A 12,278-nucleotide genomic window follows, 5' to 3' on the forward strand; every position below is an offset into this window, starting at 1 on the left:
CTCACATCAATCTTTGCCCGTCGGCGCCGAAATAGAGCGGCGAGCGGTAGCGGATGACAACCTTGTCGCCCTGCGCCAGTTCGGTGTCGGGATCGGTCAGCGTCACCAGTTTCTTCTGTCCCACCGTCACATGCAGATGGTTCTGGTCGCCGAGATGTTCGACCCAGTCGACGACGCCGTCGCTATGGCCGTTTGCCGACTTCTCGATCGACAGATGCTCGGTACGCGCGCCGATCGTCCTGGTGCCGGCGGGAGCCCCGCCATCCGGCAGCAGCCCGGCTGGCAGAAGGTTGATCGCCGGCTGGCCGAGCCGTGCCGCGACATGCAGATTGGCCGGCTCCGAATAGATCGTGCGTGGCGTGCCGATCTGCACCAGCCTGCCATCAGCCAGGATGCCGATGCGGTCGGCCATGGTCATCGCCTCGATCTGGTCATGCGTGACGTAGAGCATGGTTGCCCCGAGTTCGGCCTGAATGCGTTTCAATTCAAGCCGCAGATCGGCGCGCAGCTTGGCGTCGAGCGACGACAGCGGCTCGTCCATCAGGTAGATTGCCGGCTTGCGCACAAGCGCCCGGCCAATGGCGACGCGCTGCATTTCGCCGCCCGAAAGCTTGGTCGAGCGGTTGGCGAGCTTGTGGTCGATGCGCACCATCTTCGCCACCTCCTCGACCCGTCGGCGGATCTGGTCTTCCGGTGTCTTGCGGGCCGGCGAGCGCAGCGGGAAGGCGAGATTGTCGAACACCGACAAATGCGGATAGAGCGAATATTGCTGGAAGACGAAAGCGGTGTCGCGCTCGGCCGGCGACAGCGTCGTTGCATCATGGCCGCCGATTTCGATCGTGCCGGCGTCCGGCCGCTCCAGTCCGGCGATCAGCCGCAGCGTCGTCGTCTTGCCGGCGCCGGTCGGTCCAAGCAGCACGACGAATTCGCCGTCCCCAATATGCAGGTCGAGACCTTCGACGGCGATATGGTCGCCGAAGCTTTTGGTCACGTTCTTGATGTGGACGTCAGCCATGCTGCGCTCTCCGCTCCGCGGCAGTGTCGTGGATCGCGGTCCTCACCGCGCGCCCGGATCCCTTCTCGAACAGAGACAGCCGCGCGCTGTTCAGAGTGAGGCCGACATGGTCGCCGGCATTGAGCCGGATTTCGGCCGGCACGCGCGCCTTGATGATGCCATCCGCCGTCTCCACCGCGACGATCTGCGTGGTGCCGAGATATTCGGTGCCATAGATGGCGCCGCGCAGCTTCGAGGCATCGTCGAAGCGGATGTGTTCCGGGCGGATGCCGAGCGCCATGTCGGCCGGGGCGACGTCCTCGCGCACCTCCGGCACCGCGACCTTGGCACCCTGGACGACGATCTCTTTCGAGCCCTTCGTAAGTCCACCGCCGAACTTCAGGAAATTCATCGGCGGCGAGCCGATGAAATCGGCGACGAACATGGTCGCCGGGCGATCGTAGATTTCGCGCGGGCTGCCGAACTGCTCGATGACGCCATGGTTCATGACGGCGATCTTGTCGGCCATCGACATGGCCTCCATCTGGTCGTGCGTGACATAGACCGTGGTGGCGCGGATGCGGTTGTGCAATTCGCGCAGCTCATGCACCATCAGATCGCGGAATTCGGTATCGAGCGTTCCCAGCGGCTCGTCCATCAGGAAGCATTTCGGCCGCCTTACGATGGCGCGGCCGAGCGCGACGCGCTGGCGGTCGCCGCCGGCCAGCCCCGAGACCGATTTGTCGAGCAGATGGTCGATGCGCAGCAGCTTCGCCGTCTCCTCGACGCGCGTGCGGATTTCGGCCGAGGGCATGCCTTGCGCCAAAAGCGGGAAGCCGATGTTCTTGCGAACATTCATGTGGGGATAGAGCGCGAACAGCTGGAACACGAAGGCGATGTCGCGCTCGCGGGCTCTCAGCATGGTGACGTCGTCGCCGCCGAGCAGGATCTGGCCGCCGGTCGGCAGTTCGAGCCCGGCGATCATGCGCAAGGTCGTCGTCTTGCCGCAGCCGGAAGGCCCAAGCATGACGAAGAACTCGCCATCCTCGACGACGAAGTTGGAATCCTGTACGGCGACGAAATCGCCGAAGGCCTTCCTCAGATGTTGGACGCGGATCTCGGCCATGACTATTCCGGGAATTTCGAGACGATGATGAACATCACCGTGCCCGCGAGCATGGTGATGAAGGAATAGGTGTAGAGCGACAGCGCGAAGGGCTGGAACAGCATCAGGAAGCCGATGGCGATCAGCGCGGTGGCGATGTTTTCCATCAGCCCGCGCCTTGCCCAACGGGGCCATGATGATTTCCTGGAGATGGCGGGGCGTGTCATGCGGCACCTCCTGCCTTCTCCCCGTTTACGGGGAGAAGGTGGCCCGAAGGGTCGGATGAGGGGCGGCGCAAGCGTCCCTGACTATGGCCGACGTCGGCGCTGCCCCTCATCTGCCTGCCGGCATCTTCTCCCCGTAAACGGGGAGAAGGGACGCTGCTCCAGCGCTGGGTCCATGATTGCGGATTGTTCGTCATTTGCGCACCGCGCCGAAGGTGATGCCGCGCAGCAATTGCTTGCGAAGCAGGATGGTGAAAACCAGGATCGGAACCAGGAAGATCGTCGTGCCGGCCGCCACCGCCGGCCAGTCCTGGCCGCCTTCGCCGATGATGGTCGGAATGAAGGGCGGCGCCGTCTGCGCCGTGCCGGAGGTCAAAAGCGCGGCGAAGGCATATTCGTTCCAGGCGAAGATCAGGCAGAAGATGGCGGTCGCGGCGATGCCGGTCGTCGCCTGCGGCAGCACGGTACGCCAGAAGGCCTGCAGCCGCGTATAGCCGTCGATCATGGCGGCTTCCTCATATTCGCGCGGGATCTCGTCGATGAAGCCCTTGAGCAGCCACACCGCCAGCGAGACGTTGACCGCGGTATAGAGCAGGATCATGCCGAGCGCGGTGTCGGACAGGCCAAGCTCGCGGTACATCAGGTAGATGGGAATCGCGACCGCGATCGGCGGCATGAAGCGTGTCGACAGGATGAAGAACAGGAGATCGTCGGCCAGCGGCACCTTGAAGCGCGAGAAGCCATAGGCCGACAGCGTGCCGAGAAACACCGCGCAGAAGGTCGAGCCGAAGGCGATGATCAGCGAATTGACGAAGCGCGGCAGGAAGTTGGACGGCCCCGCTATCACCATGTTGCGCTTGCGCACCGTCTCGTCGCAGAAGCCGGTCGCAGGCCCCAGCGAGTTGATGTATTCCGGGGTCTGCCTGGTGCGCGTCGTGAACAGGTTGCAGTAGCCTTCGATGCTCGGCTGGAAGACGATCTTGGGCGGATAGGCGATCGAATCCGGCGGCGTCTTGAAGCTGGTGGCGAAGATCCACAACAGCGGCACGATCGAGATCAGCGCATAGGCGATGATGATGGCGCCGGCGATGCGCTTCGAATTTGCCGAAGGGGCGACGACCGAGTGGGCTGTGGTCAGGCTCATCTCTGCTTCACCTTGTTGAGCGCCTTGACGTAGATGTTGGCGAGACCGAACACCGCCACGAACAGGATGATGGCGAAGGCCGAGGAATAGCCGGTGCGCCAGCTTTCGAAAGCCTGCCGCTTCAGCGTGATCGAGGCGACCTCCGTGGTCGAGCCCGGCCCGCCGCCGGTCAGGAGATTGACCATGTCGAACATCTTGAAGTTCTCGATGCCGCGAAACAGCACCGCCAGCATGATGAAGGGCAGCGCCATGGGCAGCGTGATCGACCAGAATTGCCGCCAGTTGGAAGCGCGGTCGACCTCCGCCGCTTCATAGATGTATTCGGGGATGGAGCGCAGGCCGGCGAGACAGATAAGCATCACGTAGGGCGTCCACATCCAGGTATCGACGATGATGATCGACCACGGCGCCAGCGAGACGTTGGAGAGCATCTGGATGCTTGTCGGCGGAATGCCCGACACGAACGAGATCACATAGGAAAACAGGCCGATCTGCGGCTCGTAGAGGAAGCGCCAGAAGTTGCCGACCACCGCCGGCGACAGCATCATCGGCACCAGGATCAGCGTCGTCCAGAAAGCATGGCCGCGGAACTTGCGGTCGATCAGCCAGGCCAGCGTGAAGCCGATCAGTGTCTGCAACAGGATGGTCCAGAACACGAAATGCGCCGTGGTCTGCATGGCGATCCAGATGTCCTGGTCGCCGAGAATGCGCTGGTAGTTGGCAAAGCCGAGATTCTTCACCACCTCGTTGGGGCGGTTGGCCCGGTAGTTGGTGAATGAGAGATAGATCGCCCAGATGAGCGGGAAGATGTTGATGGCGAGCAGCAACAGGATCGTCGGCGAGATGAACAGCCAGGCGAGGCCTTTGTCGCTGATGCCCCGGATCTTCTTGGCCAACGGTTCCGGGGTCGCCCGGGCAACATTGTCCGCAGTCCGATTGAGCATGGTCAGTCCTGCTTCGGTCACGGGTCGGTCTCGATGATGGAATTTATCTGAACTGCGTCCCGTGCCAAGGGCGGCACGGGACGCTGCGGTTGGGCTCGGGAGGAGCCTTAAATCTTCCCGACTAGAGCTTGCCGTCGTCCTGGAAGACCTGCGTCCAGTCCTTGACCAGGCCGTCGAGGGCGTCCTTCGCGGAGCCTTGGCCGGCCACCACATAATCGTGGAAGCGCTTCTGCGAAGCCTGCAGCAGCGGCGCGTAGCTGGGCTCGGCCCAGAAGTCCTTGACGATGGCCATCGAGTCGAGGAAGGCCTGGGCGTAAGGCTGGCTGGCGGGGAATTTCGGGTCCTTCACCACCGCGTTCAGGCAGGAGTAGCCGCCGAGCGACCACCATTTGGCCTGCACGTCCTTGTTGGCGAACCACTTGATGTATTTCAGCGCCGCTTCCTGCTTGTCGGAATACGACACGACCGAAATGCCCTGGCCGCCGAGCTGCGCGAACTGGTCGCCGTCCGGACCCTTCGGATTGACGAAGTAGCCTATCTTGTCGCCGCCGACATTCTCGTCCTTCTGCAGGCCGGGCCAGGTGAAGGTGAAGTTCATGTGCATCGCCACCTGGCCGGATTTGAAGGCGTCGACGCCTTCGCCCATGTAGCTGTTGGAGGCGCCGGGCGGCGTGCAGCAATCATAGAGCGCCTTGTAGAACTCCAGCCCCTTCACCGCCTTGTCCGAATTGACGAAGCCTTCCATCTCGTAGGGCTTCTTCGGGTTCTCGTACTGGAAGCCGTAGCTGTAGAGCACGTCCATGGCGCCCATGGTGATGCCTTCCGAGCCGCGCTCGGTGTAGATCGAGGCGCCATAGACCGTCTTGCCGTCGATCTGCCGCTTCTGGAAGAACTCGGCGATCTGCTTCAACTGGTCGAAAGTGGTCGGCGGGCCGAGATCCCAGCCATACTTCTCCTTGAACTCTTTCTGCAGTTCCGGCTTGGAGAACCAGTCCTTGCGGTAGGTCCAGCCGACGACGTCGCCCATGGCCGGCAGCGCCCAGTAGTTGGGTGTGTTCTTCGGCCATTCGGAATAACCGACCACGGTCGCCGGCACGAAGTCGTCCATGCTGATCTTCTCCTTGTCGAAGAAGTCGTTCAGCTTGACGTAGTGGCCGTTCTCGGCCGCGCCGCCGATCCACTGGCTGTCGCCGATGATCAGGTCGCACAGCTTGCCATGCGAGTTGAGCTCGTTGAGGAAACGGTCGGCATAGTTCGTCCACGGCACGAACTCGAACTTCATGCCGATGCCGGTCTCCTTGGTGAAATCCTTGGACAGTTCGACAAGCGCGTTGGCCGGATCCCAGGCGGCCCAGCACAGCGTCAGGTCTTCAGCGTGCGCGACGTTCGAGACGGCTGTCGACGCGGTGATCGCCGAGGCCAGTCCCAACGCCAGTTTCAAACTCGATTTCATGCCTTCCTCCCATTTGCGAAACACGTCCGGATGACGGTTTCAAGAGCCCTCAACCTCTCTCCTCAGAGGCCCAAACATGGCAGCGTCGTCGCGCCGCAGATGTTTAGTAATTTGTTTAGTGATGCAATTTTTACTAAACAAGGCAAGCGAAATCGTCGCTGCGTCGCAACATGACGAAACGGCTCGTTGAAATCGTTGGGAAATGAATGCGGGAGAGAGCCCTCAGCCGGTTTGACCGGCGGCAGCCGTGTTCGGCTTTACCGGCCTGATCGGCGGCGCGGGCGGCAACAGCGCGCGTATGTCGGCGAACGGAAATGTCGGCTCGAAGCGGAACGCTTCGGCCAGCGAGCCTGGCGTGGCGTTGCACTGGCCGGCGCGAAATTCGTTCTGAATGCGCGCCCTGTCGACATATTGCTCCGGCATCTGCGACTGGTGCGCGCGGATCGCCCGCGTCTTGATCTCCCGGTAGGCGGAAATGTCGACATAATGCGTCGGCGAAAATCCGGTGCCGCCCATCGTGTCGGCATGAAGCACAGGGACGGCGAACGATGCCGCGATGCGCACGCCATCCGACAGCGCGCGGTGGTCGGCGTGATAGTCGGCGGGCGCGTGCGTGATCACCAGGTCCGGTGCGGTCTCGCGGATCAGGGTTTTCAGCGCATCGATCAGCGCGGCATCGGCAACCAGCCCGCCATCGGGAAAGTCGAGGAAGCGCGGCGCCGCTCCAAGCAATGCCGCCGCGGCCATCGCTTCCTCCCGGCGCATGCGAGCCAGGATGGCGGGGTCGCTCTTGCCACCCCTGGCCCCATCGGTGGCCACGGCAAAAATGAGTTCTGCGCCTTGCGCGGCATAGGCGGCCATCGTACCGAACATGAAGATCTCGATGTCGTCCGGATGTGCGCCGAGCGCCAGTATCTTCAACTCTTCTCTCCCGGAAATGGAAAAACGTGCCGAACGGAATCCTGCTCGCCCTGATCGCTTACGCAAGCTATTCGTGCAGCGATGCCGTTATCAAGAGCCTGGGCGGACAGTTCACCGTCTTCGAGATCGGCTTCTTCTCTACCTTGTTTGCCGGCTGCTTCCTGTTCTTCTCGCGTCCCGCCAACGAGCGCTGGCGCGACTTCTGGCGCATGAAGCGGCCATGGGCCGTGCAGGCTCGGGCCTTTGCCGGCATCGCGTCTGGCGTGCTCAGCGTCTACGCCTTCACCCACATTCCTCTTGCCGAGGTTTATGCGCTGATCTTCCTGGCGCCCTTGCTGGTCACCATCCTGTCGACAGTCATCCTGAAGGAAAAGGTCGGACCCTGGCGGTGGCTCGCCGTGATCGCCGGCTTTATCGGTGTGATGCTGGTGGTGCGGCCGGGTTTTCGCGAGCTCAACCTTGGCCATCTGGCCGCTTTCGTGAATGCCTTTCTTGCCGCTGCCAGCGTCATCCTGCTGCGCTCGCTCGCGCAACAGGAGAAGCGCACGTCGATGCTCGGCGTGCTCGTCGGCTACGGTCTGCTGTTCAACGGCGTCGGTGCCGCCACGGCGTCGTTCACCTTGCCCAACGCAATGCAGTTCGTCTGGCTGGCCATGGCCGGCGCCTTCACTGCCGGCGGGCAATTGATGCAGCTGCTGGCGGCCAAATACGCGCCCGCCAACCGGATCGCGCCGACGCATTATTCGCAGATCGTCTGGGCGGTCATCCTCGGCGCGCTGTTCTTCCAGGAATATCCCGATTGGCTGTCGCTTGTCGGCCTCGCGGTCGTCGGTGCCTCGGGGCTGCTGACCATGGTGCGCGAGGAGGTGAGGCTGGGCACCGTGCGCTGGAACCCGTTTACGCGAACCAGGCTTTGATCCCTGGCCATACACGTTGCAAGGCGACCGCGACCGCTGGTATGCGGACGCCATGACGACGAGATCCCTGCCTGAGCTTCCGGTCACGGCCGTGCTACCGGCGCTCAGCGAAGCGCTCGGCCATGGCAACAGCGCCGTGCTGGTGGCGCCCCCCGGCGCCGGCAAGACGACACTGGTGCCGCTGGCGCTGCTCGGGGCGCCCTGGCTGGGAACCGGTCGGATCGTTCTGCTCGAACCGCGCCGGCTCGCCGCCCGCGCCGCTGCGCGGCGCATGGCCGAATTGATGGGCGAGGAGCCCGGCGGCACGGTCGGCTATGCCATGCGCATGGAGAACCGCACCTCGGCGCGGACGAAAATCCTGGTCGTCACCGAGGGCGTGCTGTCGCGCATGATCCTCGACGACCCTGAACTGCCCGGGATATCGGCGGTCATTTTCGACGAATTCCACGAGCGCTCGCTCGATGGCGATTTCGGCCTCGCTCTCGCCCTCGATATACAGGGCGCGTTGCGGCCGGACCTGCGGTTGCTGGTGATGTCGGCGACGCTCGATGGCGCGCGGGTCGCCAGGCTCCTGTCGGGCGCGCCGGTGATCGAAAGCGAAGGCCGCGCCTTTCCGGTCGATGTCAGATACGACGAACGGCCGGCCGGCGTGCCGGTCGAGGACGCCATGGCCAGGGCGGTCCGCGCCGCCCTTGCCGACGAGAGCGGCAGTGTGCTGGCTTTCCTGCCTGGCCAGCGCGAGATCGAGCGCACCGCCGAGCGGCTGGCCGGCAAGGTCGGCGGCGACACCGATATCGTGCCGCTCTATGGCCAGCTCGACGGCAAGGCGCAGGATGCGGCGATCAAGCCATCGCCGGCGGGCCGCCGCAAGGTGGTGCTGGCCACCTCGATCGCCGAGACCTCGATCACCATAGACGGCGTGCGCGTCGTCATCGATTCCGGCCTGTCGCGGCTGCCGCGTTACGAGCCGGCCAGCGGCCTGACCAGATTGGAAACGGTGCGCGTCAGCAAAGCCTCCGCCAACCAGCGCGCCGGCCGCGCCGGACGCACGCAGGCCGGCGTCGCGATCAGGCTGTGGCGCGCCGAGCAGACGGCGTCCCTTCCCGCCTTCCCGCCGCCGGAAATCCTTGAGGCGGACCTGTCGGGACTGCTGCTCGACTGCGCCGCCTTCGGCGTCGCCGATGCCTCGACGCTCGCTTTCCTCGATCCGCCGCCGGCGCCGGCGCTCAACGAGGCAAGGCTGCTCTTGCGCGCGCTCGATGCCATCGACGAGGCGGGGCGCCTGACCCAAGCCGGCATCGCGATGCGCAAGCTCGCTCTGCCGGTGCGGTTGGCGCATATGGTTGCCGAAGCGTCCGGCAGCGGTCACGCAGGCGAGGCGGCCATGCTTGCAGTGCTGCTGACCGAGCGTGGACTGGGCGGCGACGGCGCCGATCTCGAACGGCGGTTGACGCGTTCTCGCGCCGAAAAGTCGCCGCGCGCCATCGCCGCGCGGCAGCTCGCCGAACGATTGGCGCGCCAGGTCGGCGGAGCGAAAGGCGCGGAAGCTATCCCCGCCGGTGCCTTGCTTGTGCACGCCTGGCCGGACCGCGTCGCCAAGGCGCGCGGCGAGCGCGGCCGCTTCGTGCTCGCCAACGGCTCAGGCGCCATGCTCGACGCCGCCGATCCGCTGGCCGGCGAACCCTTTCTGGTCGTCGCCGATCTGCAGGGCAAGGCGCAGAATGCACGCATCACCGCGGCGGCGGCGATCGGCGAGGAAGATATCCGCTCGGCCCTTGGCGGCAGGATCGAGACGCGCCGGCAGACAAGTTTCGACCGCGACAGGCGCGCCGTGCGCGTGCGCGAAACCGTACGAATCGGTGCCATCACGCTCGCCGAACGCATGCTGCCGGCGCCGGCCGGCGCCGATGCCGACCGCGCCGTTATCGAGGCCCTGCGCGAGCATGGCCTGTCTCTGCTTAACTGGAGCAAGGAGGCCGAAACGCTGCGTCAGCGGCTGTCCTGGCTGCACAAGGGCCTGGGCGCGCCATGGCCCGACATGTCGGATGAAGCGCTCATCGAGCGTCTCGACGATTGGCTGCTGCCGTTCCTCTCCGGCGCGGCATCCCTGGCCGCCATCGATCCCGGCGTGGTATCGGCCGCCCTGGCTGCCTTGGTTCCGCACGACCTGCAGCGCCGCATCGACGCGCTGGCGCCGACGCATTTCGACGCTCCTTCGGGCAGTCGCGTACCGATCCGCTATGACGGCGAATGGCCTGTTCTGGCGGTCCGTGTCCAGGAACTGTTCGGCCTCGACCACCATCCTTCGATCGCCAACGGTGCCGTGCCGCTGACGCTCGAACTCCTGTCACCGGCGCACCGGCCGATCCAGACGACGCGCGACCTGCCCGGTTTCTGGCGCGGCTCCTGGGCCGAGGTGCGCACCGACATGCGCGGCCGCTATCCCCGTCATGTCTGGCCGGAAAACCCTCTGCTTGCCGCCGCAACCAGCCGCGCAAAACCGCGCGGGACCTAGCGTTCGTCTTTCCGCGGCTGTAATCCATTCGTCATGATCAACGTTTTGCGTTCGCCCGATTTCCAGCAGAGCCAGCGGTTGCGCCTCAACACGCTGATCCGGTTGCGCTGGCTGGCGATTGTCGGCCAGAGCCTGACGGTGCTCGTCGTCGCCTACGGCCTCAAATTCCCGCTGCCGGTCAGCCTGTGTTTCGCACTGATCGCCTGTTCGGCCTGGATGAACCTGTTCCTGGCCTTCCGGTTTCCGGCCGCGCACCGGCTCACCCCGTTCGCCGCTTTCGGCATCCTGATCTTCGACAGCCTGCAGCTTGCCGGCCTGCTCTACATGACCGGCGGCCTGACCAATCCCTTCTCGCTGCTGATGACAGTGCCTGTCGTCATTTCGGCGACATCGCTGCCGCTTCGTCTCACCGCCATCCTCGGCGGACTGGTGATGACGGCGGCGACCTTGCTGGTCTTCATCCATCTGCCATTGCCCTGGTATGAGGGCGCGCCGCTGCCGATGCCCTTCATCTATGTCGCGGGCATGTGGATGGCGGTGCTGTCCTCGATCGCCTTTACCGCTATGTATGCCTTCCGGGTGGCAGCCGAAGCGCGGCTTCTGGCCAACGCGCTTGCCGCCACTGAACTGGTGCTGCAGCGCGAGCAGCACCTTTCGGCGCTGGACGGTCTGGCCGCCGCCGCCGCGCATGAACTCGGCACGCCGCTCGCCACCATCACGCTGGTCGCCAAGGAGATGGAAAAGGCGCTCGGCAAGGATCCGAAATATGGCGAGGACGTCACGCTGCTGCGCTCGCAGAGCGAGCGCTGCCGCGAAATCCTGAAGCGCCTGACCAGCCTGTCGTCGGAGGGCGAGGCACATCTGTCGCGGCTGCCGCTGACCTCGCTGGTCGAGGAAGTCACCGCGCCGCATCGCGATTTCGGCATTTCGATCAAGCTCCGCCCAGGCGATCGCAGCGGGCCGGAGCCGGTCGGGCGCCGCAATCCGGGTGTCATCTACGGCCTCGGCAATCTGGTCGAGAATGCCGTCGATTTCGCCCGGAAGAGCGTCACCGTGCGCTGGAGCTGGGACGAGGCCATGGTCACCTTCTCCATCATCGACGATGGACCCGGTTTTCCGGCCGAGATCATCGACCGCATCGGCGAGCCCTATATGTCGACACGCCAGGGAACCGAGGCGGGCGGCGGCCTGGGGCTCGGCCTCTTCATCGCCAAGACGTTGCTCGAGCGCTCTGGCGCCGCCCTCGATTTCCGCAATTCGAGCGGGCTGGGCGAGGGGGCCGTGGTGCAGATTTCCTGGCCGCGAAGCGTCTTCCTGAACCCGGAATCGGCTCAGGCAACCATGTTTGACACTGCGTAAATTGGACAAAAGCGGCGCAAAACTATATCTGCGTAAAAATAAGGCAGCAGGAATTTTTCAAGACGATGACAGGCGATGAGAACAGTGGTGCAATGGTTGAAGGCGAGGACACCTCGCTTCTGATCGTCGATGACGACAAACCGTTCCTGACCCGCCTGGCCCGCGCCATGGAGACCCGGGGTTTTGTGGTCGAGACGGCGGAGAGCGTCGAGGAGGCCGTCGGCAAGGCGCGCGCCAATCCGCCCGCCTACGCGGTGGTCGACATGCGGCTCGGCGACGGCAACGGCCTCGATGTCGTTGCAGCCATCCGCGAGAAGCGCCAGGATTCCCGCACCATCATCCTCACCGGCTACGGCAATATCGCCACCGCGGTGACAGCGGTGAAACTCGGCGCCGTCGATTATCTGTCGAAGCCGGCCGATGCCGACGACATTTTCGCCGCGCTCACCCGCACCTCGGGCGAGCGCGCGGCGCCGCCGGAAAACCCGATGTCGGCCGACCGCGTGCGCTGGGAGCATATCCAGCGCGTCTATGAAATGTGCGAGCGCAACGTCTCCGAGACCGCGCGCCGGCTCAACATGCATCGCCGCACGCTGCAGCGCATCCTGGCCAAGCGCGCGCCGCGCTGAGAGCCATCGCTCTGGAGCCGTGAGGGGTCGGCAGCGAGTGACGCTGCCGACGCCCGGCAAAAATCAGGAGGCG

Annotated in this window: 11 protein-coding genes; 4 read left to right on the top strand and 7 right to left on the bottom strand. The window is 64.5% G+C overall.

What is annotated here, in order from left to right; genetic code table 11:
- Position 1: 1 nt before the first annotated feature.
- The 7 genes from FJ967_RS19040 to FJ967_RS19070 all read right to left on the bottom strand — a co-directional run bounded on the left by FJ967_RS19040 (position 2) and on the right by FJ967_RS19070 (position 6,785).
- Complete coding sequence (locus tag FJ967_RS19040; protein ID WP_140733362.1) at positions 2–1,015, bottom strand: ABC transporter ATP-binding protein; 1,014 nt, start codon at positions 1,013–1,015, stop codon at positions 2–4.
- Positions 1,008–2,120, bottom strand: a complete 1,113-nt coding sequence (locus tag FJ967_RS19045; protein ID WP_140733363.1) for an ABC transporter ATP-binding protein — start codon at positions 2,118–2,120, stop codon at positions 1,008–1,010. The genes FJ967_RS19040 and FJ967_RS19045 overlap by 8 nt, the downstream gene beginning before the upstream one ends.
- A gap of 2 nt (positions 2,121–2,122) precedes the next feature.
- The gene (locus FJ967_RS19050; RefSeq protein WP_140733364.1) at positions 2,123–2,326 is read right to left on the bottom strand and encodes a hypothetical protein; all 204 of its coding nucleotides are present in this window, start codon (positions 2,324–2,326) and stop codon (positions 2,123–2,125) included.
- A gap of 190 nt (positions 2,327–2,516) precedes the next feature.
- Positions 2,517–3,467, bottom strand: a complete 951-nt coding sequence (locus tag FJ967_RS19055) for a carbohydrate ABC transporter permease (protein ID WP_056569523.1) — start codon at positions 3,465–3,467, stop codon at positions 2,517–2,519.
- Positions 3,464–4,411 carry a sugar ABC transporter permease gene (locus tag FJ967_RS19060; protein WP_140733417.1) on the bottom strand — a complete coding sequence of 316 codons (948 nt, stop codon included), beginning with the start codon at positions 4,409–4,411 and terminating at the stop codon, positions 3,464–3,466. The genes FJ967_RS19055 and FJ967_RS19060 overlap by 4 nt, the downstream gene beginning before the upstream one ends.
- Positions 4,412–4,532: 121 nt before the next feature.
- Complete coding sequence (locus tag FJ967_RS19065; RefSeq protein ID WP_140733365.1) at positions 4,533–5,864, bottom strand: ABC transporter substrate-binding protein; 1,332 nt, start codon at positions 5,862–5,864, stop codon at positions 4,533–4,535.
- Positions 5,865–6,086: 222 nt separating this feature from the next.
- Positions 6,087–6,785, bottom strand: coding sequence for a PIG-L deacetylase family protein (locus tag FJ967_RS19070; RefSeq protein WP_140733366.1), 699 nt, complete (start codon positions 6,783–6,785; stop codon positions 6,087–6,089).
- A 26-nt stretch (positions 6,786–6,811) separates the two neighbouring features.
- On the opposite strand from FJ967_RS19070, the gene FJ967_RS19075 reads away from it, so the two are divergent.
- The 4 genes from FJ967_RS19075 to FJ967_RS19090 all read left to right on the top strand — a co-directional run bounded on the left by FJ967_RS19075 (position 6,812) and on the right by FJ967_RS19090 (position 12,205).
- Positions 6,812–7,702 (top strand): DMT family transporter, encoded by an 891-nt coding sequence (locus FJ967_RS19075; RefSeq protein WP_140733367.1) that lies wholly within the window; start codon positions 6,812–6,814, stop codon positions 7,700–7,702.
- A 52-nt stretch (positions 7,703–7,754) separates the two neighbouring features.
- Positions 7,755–10,217, top strand: a complete 2,463-nt coding sequence (gene hrpB / locus FJ967_RS19080; RefSeq protein WP_140733368.1) for an ATP-dependent helicase HrpB — start codon at positions 7,755–7,757, stop codon at positions 10,215–10,217.
- Positions 10,218–10,250: 33 nt separating this feature from the next.
- On the top strand, positions 10,251–11,576 hold the full coding sequence (locus FJ967_RS19085) for an ActS/PrrB/RegB family redox-sensitive histidine kinase (protein WP_140733369.1): 1,326 nt from the start codon (positions 10,251–10,253) through the stop codon (positions 11,574–11,576).
- 65 nt (positions 11,577–11,641) lie between these two features.
- A complete protein-coding gene (locus tag FJ967_RS19090) occupies positions 11,642–12,205 on the top strand; it encodes an ActR/PrrA/RegA family redox response regulator transcription factor (protein WP_140733370.1) in 564 nt (187 codons plus the stop codon).
- Positions 12,206–12,278: the final 73 nt, after the last annotated feature.

Origin of the sequence: Mesorhizobium sp. B2-3-4 (assembly GCF_006442315.1) — a bacterium.
Taxonomy (GTDB): domain Bacteria; phylum Pseudomonadota; class Alphaproteobacteria; order Rhizobiales; family Rhizobiaceae; genus Mesorhizobium.